This is a genomic window from Mesorhizobium sp. M6A.T.Cr.TU.017.01.1.1 (genome assembly GCF_004023115.1).
GTDB classification, from domain to species: domain Bacteria; phylum Pseudomonadota; class Alphaproteobacteria; order Rhizobiales; family Rhizobiaceae; genus Mesorhizobium; species Mesorhizobium mediterraneum.
Window position 1 is genome coordinate 1 of the sequence record NZ_RZTA01000003.1, and the last position, 15,180, is coordinate 15,180.

At 63.0% G+C, this 15,180-nt stretch carries 17 protein-coding genes; 5 read left to right on the forward strand and 12 right to left on the reverse strand.

The annotated features are described in order from the left end of the window. The 5 genes from EOB36_RS01360 to EOB36_RS01380 form a co-directional block, all read right to left on the reverse strand. Positions 1-373 (reverse strand): HTH domain-containing protein (locus EOB36_RS01360; protein WP_127307964.1); only part of this gene is annotated, 373 nt, incomplete at its 3' end. A 73-nt stretch (positions 374-446) separates the two neighbouring features. Beyond that, positions 447-857 (reverse strand): hypothetical protein, encoded by a 411-nt coding sequence (locus EOB36_RS01365; RefSeq protein WP_095487265.1) that lies wholly within the window; start codon positions 855-857, stop codon positions 447-449. 7 nt (positions 858-864) lie between these two features. Next, a complete protein-coding gene (locus EOB36_RS01370; RefSeq protein ID WP_126104589.1) occupies positions 865-1,230 on the reverse strand; it encodes a VOC family protein in 366 nt (121 codons plus the stop codon). Between the two features lie 53 nt (positions 1,231-1,283). Beyond that, entirely contained in the window at positions 1,284-1,886 is a 603-nt protein-coding gene (locus tag EOB36_RS01375) for a DJ-1/PfpI family protein (RefSeq protein WP_126104590.1), read from the reverse strand. A gap of 77 nt (positions 1,887-1,963) precedes the next feature. Continuing rightward, positions 1,964-2,128 (reverse strand): hypothetical protein, encoded by a 165-nt coding sequence (locus EOB36_RS01380; RefSeq protein ID WP_126104591.1) that lies wholly within the window; start codon positions 2,126-2,128, stop codon positions 1,964-1,966. Positions 2,129-2,390: 262 nt separating this feature from the next. On the opposite strand from EOB36_RS01380, the gene EOB36_RS01385 reads away from it, so the two are divergent. Further along, a complete protein-coding gene (locus EOB36_RS01385; RefSeq protein ID WP_128284111.1) occupies positions 2,391-3,344 on the forward strand; it encodes a ring-cleaving dioxygenase in 954 nt (317 codons plus the stop codon). A gap of 66 nt (positions 3,345-3,410) precedes the next feature. Next, complete coding sequence (locus EOB36_RS01390; RefSeq protein WP_023797063.1) at positions 3,411-3,572, forward strand: hypothetical protein; 162 nt, start codon at positions 3,411-3,413, stop codon at positions 3,570-3,572. A gap of 116 nt (positions 3,573-3,688) precedes the next feature. On the opposite strand, the gene EOB36_RS01395 is transcribed toward EOB36_RS01390, so the two are convergent. From EOB36_RS01395 to tkt, 7 genes are all read right to left on the reverse strand, one after another. Further along, positions 3,689-4,420, reverse strand: a complete 732-nt coding sequence (locus tag EOB36_RS01395) for an SGNH/GDSL hydrolase family protein (protein ID WP_128284112.1) — start codon at positions 4,418-4,420, stop codon at positions 3,689-3,691. 98 nt (positions 4,421-4,518) lie between these two features. Then, entirely contained in the window at positions 4,519-5,259 is a 741-nt protein-coding gene (locus EOB36_RS01400; protein WP_127288423.1) for a thioredoxin family protein, read from the reverse strand. A gap of 137 nt (positions 5,260-5,396) precedes the next feature. Then, positions 5,397-6,422, reverse strand: coding sequence for a class I fructose-bisphosphate aldolase (locus EOB36_RS01405; RefSeq protein WP_128243013.1), 1,026 nt, complete (start codon positions 6,420-6,422; stop codon positions 5,397-5,399). 128 nt (positions 6,423-6,550) lie between these two features. After that, on the reverse strand, positions 6,551-7,747 hold the full coding sequence (locus tag EOB36_RS01410; protein WP_128284113.1) for a phosphoglycerate kinase: 1,197 nt from the start codon (positions 7,745-7,747) through the stop codon (positions 6,551-6,553). Between the two features lie 108 nt (positions 7,748-7,855). Continuing rightward, positions 7,856-9,745 (reverse strand): potassium/proton antiporter, encoded by a 1,890-nt coding sequence (locus tag EOB36_RS01415; protein ID WP_126104596.1) that lies wholly within the window; start codon positions 9,743-9,745, stop codon positions 7,856-7,858. 421 nt (positions 9,746-10,166) lie between these two features. After that, complete coding sequence (gene gap / locus EOB36_RS01420) at positions 10,167-11,177, reverse strand: type I glyceraldehyde-3-phosphate dehydrogenase (RefSeq protein ID WP_128284114.1); 1,011 nt, start codon at positions 11,175-11,177, stop codon at positions 10,167-10,169. Between the two features lie 154 nt (positions 11,178-11,331). After that, positions 11,332-13,323, reverse strand: coding sequence for a transketolase (gene tkt, locus EOB36_RS01425; protein ID WP_128284115.1), 1,992 nt, complete (start codon positions 13,321-13,323; stop codon positions 11,332-11,334). 272 nt (positions 13,324-13,595) lie between these two features. Here tkt and EOB36_RS01430 point away from each other — a divergent pair, with 272 nt between their 5' ends. The 3 genes from EOB36_RS01430 to EOB36_RS01440 all read left to right on the forward strand — a co-directional run bounded on the left by EOB36_RS01430 (position 13,596) and on the right by EOB36_RS01440 (position 15,087). After that, the gene (locus EOB36_RS01430; RefSeq protein WP_023797069.1) at positions 13,596-13,868 is read left to right on the forward strand and encodes a DUF4164 domain-containing protein; all 273 of its coding nucleotides are present in this window, start codon (positions 13,596-13,598) and stop codon (positions 13,866-13,868) included. Positions 13,869-13,879: 11 nt separating this feature from the next. Then, a complete protein-coding gene (locus tag EOB36_RS01435; RefSeq protein ID WP_095487243.1) occupies positions 13,880-14,245 on the forward strand; it encodes a cell division protein ZapA in 366 nt (121 codons plus the stop codon). A 182-nt stretch (positions 14,246-14,427) separates the two neighbouring features. Beyond that, positions 14,428-15,087 carry a peroxiredoxin gene (locus EOB36_RS01440; RefSeq protein WP_095487241.1) on the forward strand — a complete coding sequence of 220 codons (660 nt, stop codon included), beginning with the start codon at positions 14,428-14,430 and terminating at the stop codon, positions 15,085-15,087. Positions 15,088-15,180: the final 93 nt, after the last annotated feature.

A 15,180-nucleotide genomic window follows, 5' to 3' on the forward strand; every position in this document is an offset into this window, starting at 1 on the left:
GCGTGTGGATCTCGGTGCGGGCGATGCGGTCCTTCTCGGCGTCGGGCAGCACGGCGCCGATCTTGACCAGCGCCTCGTCGGCGGCCCGCGCCATGGCAGCGCCGCCAAACGCGCGCACCATGCGGGCGCCGGCGACCAGCGCGACGATCTCATCACGCGTGAACATCAGCGGCGGAAGGTCGAAACCCTCCCTCATCATGTAGCCGACGCCGGCCTCGCCGTCGATCGGCACACCAGTCGATTGCAGGTCGGCGATGTCGCGGTAGATGGTCCGCTCGGAAACCTCGAGCCACGTGCCCAGCTTCTGGGCGGTGACCAGACGGCCACCGCGCAGATGCTGCACGATCTGGAAGAGCCTGTCGGCGCGGCGCATCGTATGGTCCCTCGGTGTTGTTTCTATGCATGTCGTGGTCCCAAAACCGGTTCCCACTTTTGGGCGACATGCATTATGGTTCGAGCCCTTCGCGCTTGCGCTGCGCGGCGACGAATGCCGCGCCGAAGGACAATTTCCCTGTTGTCGGCGTCTTTGCATCCAGCACCCGCCAGAACGGCGCGATGTCACTCAGCGGCATGCCGCGCTCCAAATCCTCGTTGGCGGCCTCGGCGACAGTGCGCAGATGATAGCCGATAGTGACCGGACATGTCACTTCGGCACCGTGCTCGATGGCGAGCGCGGTGCGCAATGCACGGACGTCCATGTCCACGCCCTTGGGGATGGAGCGGATGAAATCATCGACCTGCCGTGCCGTCGGCACCAGCATCGGCTGGCCCTCGACGACGTCGCCAACAGTGCGCGGCGTCGGCTTGATACCGTTGATGCCCGGTGCGTTCAGCCTGTCGTTCCAGCTTTTTGCCATGCGGCACCTAGACGAAGAGCCCAAAGCTGTTGCCGTCCGGGTCGAGGCAATAGGCGAATGTGCCGGCCGGAATGGAGATCGCCGGCGAGACGACCTGGCCGCCGTTCTGCCTCACCCGTTCCATGGCATCTTCGATCGGTGCGGCAACCGACAGATGGATGGTCGGGCCGGTTCCCGGTGCCGCGGGTTTTCCGGGGTAGACGTGACCGGATGCCATTCGGTCCTGCGTGGCGAACATGGCCAGTGGGTTCGGGCCGCTCTCCTCCAGAGCGAGATCGTTCTGAAGCACCGATCCATAAAAGGCGCGCGCCCGATCCATGTCGGTGACGGGGATCTCGAACCATGCCGAGGCTTTTGCAGGGATGAAGGCCATGTCAGTCTCCTGATACTGTCGCACTATTGCACGCCGCTCCTGACACCATACTGTCAGGAGACTTCAGCATGTTCCCCTTCGGCATACTCCCTGGCGAACAGCGTGCGCATCTGCGCGAGGTCGCTTGTTCTCTGGGGATAGAGCGTCTTCAAATAGGCAAGAGCGAAGGTGCCGGGAGCCGAACCCGGCGCGGACACGATGCGGCCGTCGGCGACGGCATAGGGCACGTCCTGATAGTTCTGGGCGCCGGGGTAAGCCGGTTCCTTTTCATTGATCCAGTCACGACCATTGCTGGTGTGTTTGGCCTTGTCGAACAGGCCGGCACGCGCCAACGCCAATGTGCCGGCGCAGATGCCGCCGATCACGCCGCCGCGTGCCGCAATTGCCGTCAGCAGTCCGGAGATATCAGGCGGTGCATCGACCCATAGGTCGGAGCCGATGACCGCGACGGCGTCGAGATCGGTGTTTTCATCAACCTCGGTGGAGCGATCGGGCGTCAGCATAAATCCGCTGGCCGAGGTCACCGGCTTGCCGTTCGGCGTCAGCGACACCGCGCGTGCGCCGAACCATTCGACCGCCGAAGCCGCCAGCAGGCCGTATTCCCAGTCGGCGAAGCGATCGATGAAAACGACGCCGATGGTTTTCTGTTCGGACATTTCCTGCTCCGTCCTTCGGCCCGCCGGATCTATATCTGGGCGCCTTGGCGTCCGCATCCAGCCGCTGCCGCGAAAAATCACCCGCGGCCGTGGCGGCCTTCGTAATTATCCGGCCAACCGATGTCCTTGCGGATGCTCTGCGGCAAGCCATTCATGAAACGCCGGGTGCGGATCTCGTTGCGCATCGTCCGGATCTTGCCGACATAGCGCTGCACGCTGTGCAGAATGGTAAAACCGTTCATGGCTGGTCTCCTCTCTTTCGATGGAGACACTATCGCACACCCCTCCTGACAGCAGTCTGTCAGGAGGCTGAGCGGTCTTTGGCGAGCGTGCCAGGTTTTGCCGGTTCCGATCCCGCCTGCACGAGAGAAGCAGGCTTTTTTGTCGCTCTGCCGGGGTTGAGTCGTTTAGCTTTCAACGACGGACGGTTGGAATTCGCAGCAGCGATAGGGCCGGCGTTCTGATATTGAGGGAGAAAATTCCTCGGAGATCAGGGAGATGACCATGAGCCTGCAACTGACAGGAATTCACCATCTGACCGCAATCACGGCCAATGCGCCGGGAAACCTTCGTTTCTACACCGGCACTTTGGGGCTGCGGCTGGTCAAGAAGACGGTCAATCAGGACGACACGTCAGCCTATCACCTCTTCTATGCCGATGCAGAGGCGACGCCTGGCACTGACATCACCTTCTTCGACTGGCCGGTCGGACGCGAACGGCGCGGCACCAGCAGCATCGTGCGGACGAGCCTGAGGGTCGCCAGCCCCGAAAGCCTTGCCTGGTGGAAGGATCGCCTGGCCGGCGAGGCCGTCGCGACGGGAGAGATCGGCGACATCGGCGGCTATCCGTCGCTGGATTTCGAAGACCCAGAAGGCCAGCGCCTGCGCCTCGTCACAGATGGCGGCAAGGCCGATAGCCATCCCTGGTCTCAAAGCCCAGTCCCGGTCGAGCACCAGATACGCGGGCTCGGGCCTATCGTCATCAGCGTTCCCGACATCACCAACACCGAGGCGGTGCTGACCAGGGTGATGAACATGCGCAAGGCGCGTGATTATGCGTCGCCGGATGGCGAGGGTCTGGTTCATGTCTTCGAAATGGGAGCAGGCGGGCCGGCGGCGGAACTTCATGTCGCGGTGCAGCCGGGTCTTGCGCCGGCACGTCAAGGCGCCGGGGCGGTCCACCACGTCGCGTTCAGGGCGCCCGACCAGGAGACCTTGCATCAATGGACGGCGCGGCTGGCCGAGTTCCGTCTGCCGTCAAGCGGTGAGGTCGAACGATACTACTTCCGCTCGCTCTATTTCCGCGAGCCGAACGGCATATTGTTCGAGATTGCCACCGACGGCCCCGGGTTCACCGCCGACGAGCCGCTGGAAACGCTGGGCGAAAGGCTGGCCTTGCCGCCGTTCCTCGAACCGAACCGGGCTGCGATCGAGGCCGGCCTCAAGCCGCTGGCATAGCAACTCTATCGCGAGCGAGCGAAAGGAGCGCTTTGACAGCCGCTTGTGATGCTGGTCAAAGGCGGCATGTCGAAACTCCTCGCGCTCGTCATCGTCGCCATGATGGTCATCCAGCTGATCAAGCCGCTCGGCTGGCCGGGGCTGAAGCGGCGCAGCGATTTCTGGAAACTAGCGGTGCTGGCGATGGCGGCGATTTCGATCACAGCGGCGCTGGGGCATTGGACCTAAAGCGCGTCGCGTTCGACCGACCTCACGCGACGCGCTTTAGGTTGTTGTTTTATGCATGTCGTTATCGCAAAACCGCTGCACACTTTTGCGCGACATGCATTAGGGCCGGCGGCCCGCTACGCGACGCGTGGTTCGTTGGCGAGCACCAAGCCGACGAGATGTTCCGCCCAGGCCCGGTAGCCGGCTTCCGAGGCATGAAATCCGTCGGACGCAAAGCCGGCTTCGGCATCGGTGATCGGCAGGCGCGGCGCCGGCACCGCGCCGCGTTCGAGGCAAAGGCGCTCGCCCATCCGGTTCATCTCGGCGGCGCGGATTTCCAGGATCTTTCCGAGCAGCGGCGGCATTGCCGGTGCCCGGGTGAATTCGAGCACCGGCGACCACACCACGCGCGCCTCCGGCCATTTGGCGCGCAGCGCGTAGAGCAGGCCGCCAAAATCGCTCTTGAAACGCGGCACCGAGTGGAAGTTCTTGGTGTCATTGGTGCCGATGGCGAGCACGATATGCGTCCAAGGATCGGCCGACAGATTGGGCAGCACATGGTCGCGGATCTGGCCTGAGGTCGCCGAGTTGAAGCCGGCTGCCCGCCAGCGCACCGCACGGCCAGTGCGTTTCGAGATCAGATCAGCCAGTTGCGCGGCCAGCCCATACTCGGAATTGCCGATGCCGACCGAAGCGGCGGAAGAATCGCCAAGCATCAGAAGCGAGACCGCCGGCGCCTGGCCTGATATCTCGTGCATGACCGGACCCTGCGCCGGCGGCATGCGGGTGGTGCGGCGGCGCACGCCGAGCCCCTGCCAGACATAGACCGGAAAGGCGAGCCAGGTGAGGAGGGCAAGAAAGCGCTGCATCGCAAACCGTTAATGGGCAAGTCCGTTAAAGGGCATAGCGAGCAGCACTTAGCGCATATCGGGCTAAAGGCGAAAGACCTTGCGTCGACGGCCCGTCGTCAATGGCAACAGGCGTCCGGCATCTCGGGCCGGTCTGCATATTCATCGTGCAGCCGCACCCAGTCCATCAGGCTGTGGTAGGGGCCGGTCTCGTTGCGGCCCTTCGGCGTCAGGTCGAGATAATGATAAGCGCCGATCAGCGGATCGCCGCCCCTGGAGCGCGACATGAAGGTCAGGAAGATGTCACCGTTGTCATCCCTGTAGAACACGCTGACGCCGGGAAGGTCTTTTGATTTGCGCGCGCGCTGCTCGAAATTGTAGGTCGTGTCGCCTGATGCGATCTGCTTGTCGGTGAAGGAAACCTGCATGTCGAAGTTGAAATCCGAGGCGTAGGACGACACCCAGTCGAATTTCCAGCCCATGCGCTGTTTGTAGGGCAGAAATTCAGCCAACGGCGCCCGCGAGATCACGACAAGCGACACATCGTGGTGCTTGAGGTGCTGGTTGGCGCCGTCGATGTGGTCGGCAAGGAAGGAACAACCTTCGCAACGGTAATCGGCGCCCGGCCCGAACATGAAGTGGTAGACGATCAGCTGGCTTGCGCCGGCGAATAATTCGGCCAGTTTCTTCGGGCCCTGTTCGGTCTCGAAGACATAGTCCTTCCGGACCTTCAACCAAGGCAATTCCCGCCGTTCGGCAGCGATGCGGTCGCGAAATCGCGTCAATTCCTTCTCGCGGGCCAGATGCGCCTTGTGCGCCTGGAACCAGTCTTCCCGTGAAACGATCTTGTTGTTTGGCATGGGTCTGCTCCTCTTTGAGACCCAAGGACGTTTGGGCTCAACGCAAGCCGACACGGTCCTCGCATTCTTGGAGCGATTTCAGAGCACATGGAACCCGGGCACATGACCCGGGTCCGGATGAAGGCAGAAAAAACCGGTCAGGCGGCCTGTTCCAGTTCCGGCTGCCATTTTCCAAGCGCGGCCAGATGGTTCATGTGGGCGCGGTGGGCGAAGGCGGCCTGGGCAGCGGCGACGTTGGCCGCCTTGCCGCTCCACGCCTTCTGTGGCGCCGCCTGCAAGGCGCGGCCATAGGAGAAGGTCAATTTCCACGGATGCGGGCCGATGGCATTGATGGCATTGAGGTTGGCGGTCGCCTCCTCGTCCGATTGTCCGCCGGAGAGAAAGGCGATGCCCCCAATTGCGGCCGGCACCGTTTCGCGGAACAGTTTTATGGTCTTTTCGGCGACTTCCTCAGGGCTGCTCACCTTGCCCGACTTCTTGCCGGCGAGAACCATGTTCGGCTTCAGGATGGTGCCTTCGAGGACGACGCGGGCCGCGTAGAGCTCGGTGTAGAGCTTCGTCAGCGTTGCCTTGCTGATCTCGTAGCAGGTGCCGATGTCATGGGCGCCGTCCATGAGCACCTCCGGCTCGACGATCGGCACGATGCCGGCCTCCTGGCAAAGCGCCGCATAGCGGGCGAGCGCATGCGCGTTCGAGCCGATCGACGTGGCGGAAGGCACGCCTTTCGCGGCGTCGATGTCGATCACTGCACGCCATTTGGCGAAACGGGCGCCAAGTTTGTAATAGTCGGCGAGCCGCTCGCGCAGGCCGTCGAGGCCTTCGGTGATCGTGTCGCCGGGGTAGCCGGCCAGAGGCTTGGCGCCGGCATCGACCTTGATGCCTGGGATGGCGCCTGTTGCCTTGATGATGTCGACCAGCGGCGTGCCGTCGGCGGCCTTCTGGTGGATGGTCTCGTCATAGAGGATGACGCCGGAAATGTATCTGGTCATCGCGTCGGAGGCGCGGAACATCATCTCGCGATAGTCGCGGCGGCTGTCGGCGGTCGATTCGACGCCTATCACGTCGAAGCGCTTCTTGATGGTGCCGGAGCTTTCGTCGGCGGCCAAAAGACCCTTGCCGCCGGCCACCATCGCGGCGGCAATGTCCTCGAGACGTTCGCTCATTGTGCTTCTCCCTGAAACGTTGTTCCCGCCTAGCAGACCACTAGAGCAAGGCAGGTTCAAGTCGAACCATTCCAAGCGGAAAGCTCGAATCGATTGAAACGCGCAAACGCCCCGTTCGCTTTCTCGCCTCAGCGCTTCAGCACATCGACGCCGGGCAGCGGCTTGCCTTCCATCCACTCCAGGAAGGCGCCGCCGGCGGTCGAGACGTAGGTGAAGTCGTCGGCGACGCCGGCGTGGTTGAGTGCGGCCACCGTGTCGCCGCCGCCGGCCACCGAGATCAATTTGCCGGCCTTGGTGCGGGCCGCGGCGTGCTTGGCTGCCGCCACCGTCGCGTGGTCGAACGGCTCGATCTCGAAGGCGCCAAGCGGACCGTTCCAGACCAGCGTCGCGGCGCGATCGATCCAGTCGGCAATGGTCTTCACGGTTTTTTCGCCGACATCGAGGATCATGCCGTCGGCCGGCACCTCTGATATTGCGACGGTTTCGCTGACGGCTCCCGCCTTGAATTCCTTGGCGACGACACCGTCGACCGGCAGGATGATGGCGCAGCCGGCTTCGGCCGCCTCGATCATGATCTGCTTGGCGGTGTTGGCGAGGTCGTGCTCGCACAGCGATTTTCCGACGTCAGTGCCGCGCGCGGCGAGAAAGGTGTTGGCCATGCCGCCGCCGATGACCAGCGCGTCGACCTTCTTCACCAGATTCATCAGCAGGTCGATCTTGCTCGAGACCTTGGCGCCGCCGACGATGGCAACGACAGGGCGGACGGGATTGCCGAGGCCCTTTTCCAGCGCGTCGAGCTCAGCCTGCATGGTGCGGCCGGCGAAAGCCGGCAGCAGGTGCGCAAGCCCTTCCGTCGACGAATGGGCGCGGTGGGCGGCCGAAAAGGCGTCGTTGACGAAGATGTCGCCATTGGCGGCGAGTTTTTCGGTGAAGGCCGGGTCGTTCTTCTCCTCGGCCTTGTAGAAGCGGGTGTTTTCGAGCAGCAGCACGTCGCCGTTGCCCATGGCGGCGACGGCGCTCGCGGCCTTGTCGCCGATGCAGTCGGATGCGAAGCCGACAGGGCGGCCGAACACCTCCGCGGTCGCCGTGGCGATAGGCTCAAGCGAGAATTCAGGCGACGGTCCGTCCTTTGGCCGGCCGAAATGGGCAAGCAGGATGACCTTAGCGCCCTTGCCGGAAAGCTCGGCGATGGTTGGCGCGATGCGCTCGATACGGGTGGCGTCGGTGACCTTACCGTCGGCGACGGGAACGTTGAGGTCGACGCGCACCAGCACGCGCTTACCATCGATATTGCCGATGTCGTCCAGTGTCTTGAAGCTGGCCATGCTGTTCCCTTTCGCGAAAAATCGCCGGGACCTTAACCCGCAACAACGACGATGCAAGACCTGCAATGGTGCTACGCGGAAAATGACCACAGCCCGTGTCGGGAGCCGTCAGCCCTCGTCGGTTGCCTTTTCCACCACCGGCTGTGGAGCCGGTTCCGCGTCCGTCAGCGCCTCGCCACTCTGCTTTTTGACCCGCTTGCGCCAATTGCGCGCAAAGGCAACGATACGGTCGCCGATTTCGCCGGCACTCAGGAACACCGGCACCCGTGCCACCGGCGCGGTCGGCTCGAGGGAAAGACCAAGGCCGGTGATCTTGCCTTTGTCGTCGACGTCGCGGACGATCAGCTCGATCGGACCAATCAGCACGCGGTCGGCATATTCGGCATGGCCGCCGAGCCGCTCCGTCACCAGGTCGCCGACGGTCAGCTTGCGTTCCTCCTCGGTCAGGCCCGGCGTGTAGGCCGCTTCCAGTTCCGCGGCGGAGCGCGCCGGATCGACGGCGAAGGCGCCGAAGAAGTCCGCATCCTCGGGATCGACCACGGCGCGGCTGGCGAACAGCTTGTCGAGCAGGGCTGGATAGCGATCCGGCACGAAGATGTAGACATGGTCGCCGGCGGCGAGCCTGCCCATGTCCTGGAAGCGCATCGAGCGCCCGTCGCGCAGCACCAGCGACGGCCGCGCCCAGCGCGGAATGCGCTCACCGCGCGCCACTGGGCTGCCAGGTGCTACGCGATAGGCGAGAAGCTCGTGATGGGCGGAGCCGGGCAATTCGAGCTCGACCTTGTCCAGTGGCCCCAGGCGGGCCGGCACGATCAGGCCGAGGCGGCGCGCCAGCGGTCCGACAGTCCATCCCTGGATGACCAGCGACACCAGCACGACGATGAAGGCGGTGTTGAAGATGAGGCGGCCGTTCTCAAGGCCGCCAAGCAGCGGCGTGATGGCGAGCAGGATCGACACCGCGCCACGCAGGCCCACCCATGAGATGAAGGCGACTTCCGGGCGCGGCAGACGGAACGGCATCAGGCAAAGCCAGACGGCGATTGGCCGCGCCACGAAGATCAGGAACAGGCCTAGCAGCACCGCCGGCAGCAGGATCGCCGGAAATTGCGACGGCGTCGCGAACAGGCCGAGGATCAGGAACATGATGATCTGTGCCAGCCACGACATGCCGTCCTGGAAGCGCTTGAGGATGGTGACGGCGCGGATGTCGGAATTGCCGGCAATGAGGCCGGCGAGATAGACCGCCAGAAAGCCGGAGCCGCCAATGGCGCCCGCGGCGGCGAACACCATCAGCGACAGTGTCAGCACGAAGATCGGCAGCAGCCCGTGGTCGAGATTGAGCCGGTCGACGAGGCGCACGATGGCAAGGCCGCCGAAAATGCCGACGATAGCGCCAAGCCCCATGTTGAGAAGGAAACCGAGGACGAGGTCGGTAGCCAGCACCCCGGCCTCGAGATTGGCGTTGACGGCGATGATTTCGACCAGGGTGATGGTCAGGAAGATGGCGATCGGGTCATTGGTGCCGGATTCCACCTCGAGCGTGGAACGCACGCGCTCGCGCAAATTGATCTCGCCGGCGCGCAACAGGAAGAACACCGCTGCTGCGTCGGTCGAGGCAACTGCGGCACCGAGCAGGAAGGATTCCAGCCAGCTGAGATCGAGCAGGTAGTAGGCGACGACGCCGAACAGGCCAGTGGTCACAAGGACGCCGATCGTTGCCAGCGACAGCGCCGGTCCGGCCGCCTGCCGCAAGACATTGAGCGGCGTGCCGAAACCAGAATCGAACAGGATCACCGCCAGCGCCAGTGAGCCGGCAAAATAAGCCAGCCGCGCATTGTCGAACTGGATGCCGAGGCCGTCGGTGCCCGTGGCCAAGCCGATGCAGAGGAACAACAGCAAGAGAGGAGCGCCGAAGCGGAAGGCGATCAGGCTCGAAAACGCGGCTGCAACGACAAGTGCGGTGCCAACCAGCGTTACGAGATAGATCGCATGCTCCATCCGAAAACCGCCCCCTCAATTTCGTGTACCTCTCGCTTTACGGGAGAGTGAGGCGAAGACATGACCGGTGCAAGGCGGGAGGGTGGTTTTTTGCCCTATGCCGCTCCAACTTCGCCATCCCAGGGCGGAGCAGCCGCGAAGCGGCGTCGCGCAGACCCTGGGACCCATGCCGTGACATCAGCCGGAATGCGGCGGAACAGAATTCTGCACGGCCGCAACGCTCCAACGGCACGGCATGGATCCTGGGGTCTGCGCCGCGTCGATTCGCTCCTTGCTCCACCCCAGGATGACGAAGCGCGATGGCCGTCAGGCCAATCTCCAAGACGTGCGATCTGCCGACACAAGAACGCACACGGCGCTCCAATGAAAAACGCCCGGACAGAGCCGGGCGTTTCCAAGTCGCGAGAAGAGGGTCCTGTGATCAGGCGATGGTCTTGCCGAATGCAACGGCGGTGTCGGCCATGCGGTTGGAAAAACCCCATTCATTGTCATACCAAGACAGCACCGAAACGAAGTTGCCGTCCATGACCTTGGTCTGGTCGAGCGCCATGATCGAGGAATGCGGATCGTGGTTGAAGTCGATCGACACGTTCGGATGATGGGTGACGGCGAGAATGCCCTTCAGCTTGCCCTTGGAGGCGGCGATCACCGCCTCGTTGATCTCCTGCACGGTCGTTGGCCGCTTGGCGATGAACTTGAAATCGACGACCGAGACGTTCGGGGTTGGCACGCGGATGGAGATGCCGTCGAGCTTGCCCTTGAGGTCGGGCAGCACGAGGCCGATCGCCTTGGCCGCACCGGTCGAGGTCGGGATCTGCGACAGGGCCGCGGCGCGGGCGCGGTAGAGATCCTTATGCATGGTGTCCAGCGTCGGCTGGTCGCCGGTGTAGGAGTGGATCGTCGTCATCATGCCCTTCTCGATGCCGACGGCCTCATGCAGCACCGCTGCCAGCGGCGCCAGGCAGTTGGTGGTGCAGGAGGCGTTCGAGATGACGATGTGGTCCTTGGTCAGCTTGTCATGGTTGATGCCATAGACGACGGTGAGGTCGGCGCCCTCCGCAGGTGCCGAGACGAGGACCCGCTTGGCGCCGGCGGTCAAATGCGCCGCTGCCTTGTCGCGGGCGGTGAAGATGCCGGTGCATTCGAGCGCGATGTCGATGCCGAGCTCCTTCCACGGCAGCTGCGTCGGATCCTTGATCGCGGTGACCTTGAACTTCTCCGTGCCGACGGTGATCTGGTCTCCGTCAACCGTCACTTCATGCGGGAAGCGGCCGTGCACGCTGTCGAAGCGCAGCAGATGCGCATTGGTCTCGACCGGGCCGAGGTCGTTGACGGCGACCACATCGATGTCCTTGCGGCCGGATTCGTGGATGGCGCGCAGGATGTTGCGGCCGATGCGGCCGAATCCGTTGATGGCAACTCTGACGGTCATTTTTTTCTCCCTGGGAGTTGGAGGCCGAAGATCAAGTCCGCAGCTTCATAACGGCGGGCTGCCAAAGAATCCAGCCGTCGATGGGTTGGATTTAAGTCCACCAAACTGAGGCTGCCCGCAAAACCGCTACGCGCGTTTTCGCGGGCGCCAAGCTTTATTCGCCGTGCAGGCGGGCTTCCGCCGCCTTCACCGTCGCTTCGGCGGTGATGCCGAAATGCGGATAGAGCTGTTCGATCGTGCCAGAGGCGCCGAAGCCGGTCATGCCGATGAAGATGCCGTCGGTGCCGATGAAATGATCCCAGCCCTGGCGGATGCCGGCTTCGATGGCGATCTTGATCGGCGCGTTGCCGATCGTCTTCTTGCGATAGTCGGCGCTCTGCTTGTCGAACAATTCGAAGCAGGGGACCGAGACGACGCGGGTCGGATGGCCGTGCTTTTCCAGCGCCTCGCGCGCCGCCAGCGCGATTTCGACCTCGGAGCCCGAAGAGAAGATCGTCACCGCCGCATCGCCATTGGCGGCGGCCAGCTCATAGGCGCCCTGGCGGCTGAGGTTTTCCGCAACGAAGTCGTTGCGCACCGTCGGCAGGTTCTGCCGGGTCAGCGCCAACGTTGAAGGCGTCTTTTCCTGCTCAATGGCCAATTGCCAGCATTCGGCGGTCTCAACCGCGTCGGCCGGGCGGAAGACATTGTGGTTCGGAATGGCGCGCAGTGCGGCCAAATGCTCGACCGGTTGATGGGTCGGACCGTCTTCGCCGAGACCGATGGAATCATGGGTCATGACGAAGATCGAGCGGATGCCCATCAGCGACGCAAGCCGCATCGCCGGACGGGCGTAGTCGGAAAAGCACATGAAGGTGCCGCCATAGGCGATGAGGCCGCCATGCAGCGTCAGTCCGTTGAGCGCGGCCGCCATGCCGTGCTCGCGAATGCCGTAGTGGACGTAGCGCTGGCCGTAATCGTCTGATGTGATGTTCTTGGTCTGGCTGGTCTTGGTGTTGTTGGAGCCAGTCAGGTCGGCCGAGCCGCCGATCGTTTCCGGCACCGCGCCGTTGATGATCTCGAGCGCCATTTCCGACGATTTGCGGGTGGCGACCTTTGGCTTGTCCGTGGCGAGCTTCCTCTTGTAGTCGGTGATGACGGCGTCGAAATTCGCCGGCAGCTTGCCACTGATGCGGCGCTCGAATTCGCTGCGCAAATTGGCATCGGCCTTGGCGAGGCGGCCTTCCCAGTCGGTGCGTGCCTTGACACCCGTCTTGCCGGCGTCGCGCCAGGCATCGAGGATATCGGCAGGGACATCGAAAGGTGCCGAATGCCAGCCGAAGAACTTTCTCGCCCCGGCGATTTCATCAGCGCCGAGCGGCGAACCGTGCGCCTTGTTGGTGCCGGCCTTGGTCGGCGCGCCGAAGCCGATCGTGGTCTTGCAGGCGATCATCGTCGGCTTGTCGGAATGGCGGGCCGCCTCGATGGCATAGGCGATCGCTTCCGGATCCTGGCCGTCGATGTGGCTGGCGTTCCAGCCGGACGCCTGGAAGCGGGCGACCTGATCGGTGTTGTCGGCCAGCGACACCGGGCCATCGATCGAGATGTTGTTGTTGTCCCAAAAGACGATCAGCTTGTTCAGCTTGAGATGTCCGGCAAGCGCGATGGCCTCCTGCGAAACGCCTTCCATCAGGCAGCCGTCGCCGGCCAGCACATAGGTGTAATGGTCGACAAGGTCATTGCCGAAGGCGGCATTCATGATGCGCTCGCCGAGTGCGAAGCCGACCGAATTGGCAAGCCCCTGGCCGAGCGGGCCGGTCGTCGTCTCGATGCCGGCGGCATGGCCGTATTCGGGATGGCCTGCCGTCCTCGATCCCAACTGGCGGAAATGCTTGATCTGGTCGAGGGTGATGTCCTCGTAGCCGGTCAGGTAGAGCAGTGAATAGAGCAGCATCGATCCATGACCGGCCGACAGGATGAAACGGTCGCGGTCGGCCCAGTGTGGAGCCTTGGCGTCGAATTTCAGGAAACGCGTGAACAGCACCGTGGCAATGTCGGCGCAGCCCATGGGCAGGCCAGGATGGCCGGATTGGGCCTTCTCGACAGCGTCCATGGAAAGAAAACGGATTGCATTGGCCATCCGGTCATGTTGTTCACGCGAGGTCATGCTTCCTCCAGTGTGGGGGTTTGGGGCCTTGGGAGAGCCCTGGAAAGGGGTGCGCGACACATAGCAGGCGCGGCTTTTTAGTCAATAAACCGGCGCGCTTTTGCCGGTCTTGTGATGGCGCCAGAAGGGTCTTGGAGGCCCTACATTAGCGTTAGCAGGGGACAGTCGCGAGACCTTTATTGACGTCGGCTTCACACGGCGCGTAATGTTTCAGATATAACGCGTTCTGAACGTGGATGATTCGGTGATGGGCAGGGCGCAGGACGAAAGCCATGACCGGGGAAACGACACTCAAGGAAGTCATCGCGAGGCTGGGTAAGGCCATCGAGGGGTTGGAAAATGCCGTCGCGGCCAAGCTCGAGCACGAGCGCGACTATACGGAAGCCGAGGCGGAGGTGCAGCGGATGAACGCCGACCGCTCGCGGCTGGCGCAGGAACTCGACAATTCCGAAGCGCGCGCCGAACGACTGGAAGACGCCAACAAGGAAGTGTCGCGTCGGCTGGTGACCGCCATGGAAACCATCCGCGCCGTGTTGGATAGATAGGGGCTGGCCCAATGGCACAAGTCACGGTTTCCATAGACGGCAAGCAGTATCGCATGGCTTGCGACGAGGGCCAGGAAGAGCATCTGATCGACCTCGCCGAGCGCTTCGACCGCTATGTCTCGCATCTGAAGGATTCTTTCGGCGAGATCGGCGACCAGCGGCTGACCGTGATGGCCGGCATCATGGTCATGGACGAGCTTTCGGAACTGCAAAAACGCGTCAAGGGCATGGAAAGCGAAGTGCTGACGCTGCGCAAGACGCGTGACGACGCGCTGACCAAGGCCGATAAGAACGATTCCGTGCTGACGAATGCGCTTGGCGCGCTCGCCCAGCGCATGGAAGATCTGGCGACGACGCTGGCGGTGAACAAGGCCTGAGCCAGCGCAGCGGAAATTCCTGCTGCATTTGCCGAGAAGCAATGAAAATTTTTCGCCGCCGGCCTCAATGCCGGTGGCAACAGGCGTTTGAAGGATGACACCGGAGTGGTAGAAGGGCAGAGCAGCGCCGGTGGGTGCCGGCTGCGATCTGCAAATCTGCAATCACAGGGTAGGGACACGTCATGAGCCTTCGTATCAACGATATCGCGCCGGATTTCACGGCCGAAACCACGCAAGGGACGATCAGCTTCCACGAATGGATCGGTGACGGCTGGGCGGTGCTCTTCAGCCATCCGAAGAATTTCACGCCGGTCTGCACGACCGAGCTCGGCACGATGGCCGGGCTGGAAGGCGAGTTCAAGAAGCGCAACGTCAAGATCATCGGCATTTCCGTCGATCCGGTCGAAAACCACGCCAAATGGCAGGACGACATCAAGACGGCGACCGGCCATTCGGTGAACTACCCGCTGATCGGCGACAGGGATCTCAAGGTCGCCAAGCTTTACGAGATGCTGCCGGCCGGTGCCGGCGAAACCTCGGAAGGGCGCACGCCCGCCGACAATGCCACGGTGCGCTCGGTCTATGTCATCGGCCCCGACAAGAAGATCAAGCTGGTGCTCACCTACCCGATGACCACCGGCCGCAACTTCGATGAGATCCTGCGCGCCATCGATTCCATGCAGCTGACCGCCAAGCACCAGGTGGCGACGCCGGCGAACTGGAAGCAGGGCGAGGACGTCATCATCACCGCCGCCGTTTCCAACGAGGATGCGATCAAGCGTTTCGGCGCCTATGAGACGATACTGCCGTATCTCCGGAAGACCAAGCAGCCCGCTGCCTGAGCAGGGCAGAGGCGGCACAGGAGATTTTTCGGTTTTCTCGTCTGCACGAGCATGCGGTGCTTGACGGCGTGGCGCTGGCGAATGACCATGCTC

Excerpts from the sequence above, each read along its gene's own strand:
- EOB36_RS01365 (WP_095487265.1), bottom strand. The coding sequence starts at position 857 with ATGGCAAAAAGCTGGAACGACAGGCTGAACGCACCGGGCATCAACGGT.
- EOB36_RS01370 (WP_126104589.1), bottom strand. The coding sequence starts at position 1,230 with ATGGCCTTCATCCCTGCAAAAGCCTCGGCATGGTTCGAGATCCCCGTC.
- tkt (WP_128284115.1), bottom strand. The coding sequence starts at position 13,323 with ATGACCTCGCGTGAACAACATGACCGGATGGCCAATGCAATCCGTTTT.
- EOB36_RS01375 (WP_126104590.1), bottom strand. The coding sequence starts at position 1,886 with ATGTCCGAACAGAAAACCATCGGCGTCGTTTTCATCGATCGCTTCGCC.
- EOB36_RS01430 (WP_023797069.1), top strand. The coding sequence starts at position 13,596 with ATGACCGGGGAAACGACACTCAAGGAAGTCATCGCGAGGCTGGGTAAG.
- EOB36_RS01440 (WP_095487241.1), top strand. The coding sequence starts at position 14,428 with ATGAGCCTTCGTATCAACGATATCGCGCCGGATTTCACGGCCGAAACC.
- EOB36_RS01410 (WP_128284113.1), bottom strand. The coding sequence starts at position 7,747 with ATGGCCAGCTTCAAGACACTGGACGACATCGGCAATATCGATGGTAAG.
- EOB36_RS01395 (WP_128284112.1), bottom strand. The coding sequence starts at position 4,420 with ATGCAGCGCTTTCTTGCCCTCCTCACCTGGCTCGCCTTTCCGGTCTAT.
- EOB36_RS01405 (WP_128243013.1), bottom strand. The coding sequence starts at position 6,422 with ATGAGCGAACGTCTCGAGGACATTGCCGCCGCGATGGTGGCCGGCGGC.
- EOB36_RS01435 (WP_095487243.1), top strand. The coding sequence starts at position 13,880 with ATGGCACAAGTCACGGTTTCCATAGACGGCAAGCAGTATCGCATGGCT.
- EOB36_RS01415 (WP_126104596.1), bottom strand. The coding sequence starts at position 9,745 with ATGGAGCATGCGATCTATCTCGTAACGCTGGTTGGCACCGCACTTGTC.
- gap (WP_128284114.1), bottom strand. The coding sequence starts at position 11,177 with ATGACCGTCAGAGTTGCCATCAACGGATTCGGCCGCATCGGCCGCAAC.
- EOB36_RS01380 (WP_126104591.1), bottom strand. The coding sequence starts at position 2,128 with ATGAACGGTTTTACCATTCTGCACAGCGTGCAGCGCTATGTCGGCAAG.
- EOB36_RS01390 (WP_023797063.1), top strand. The coding sequence starts at position 3,411 with ATGTCGAAACTCCTCGCGCTCGTCATCGTCGCCATGATGGTCATCCAG.
- EOB36_RS01385 (WP_128284111.1), top strand. The coding sequence starts at position 2,391 with ATGAGCCTGCAACTGACAGGAATTCACCATCTGACCGCAATCACGGCC.
- EOB36_RS01400 (WP_127288423.1), bottom strand. The coding sequence starts at position 5,259 with ATGCCAAACAACAAGATCGTTTCACGGGAAGACTGGTTCCAGGCGCAC.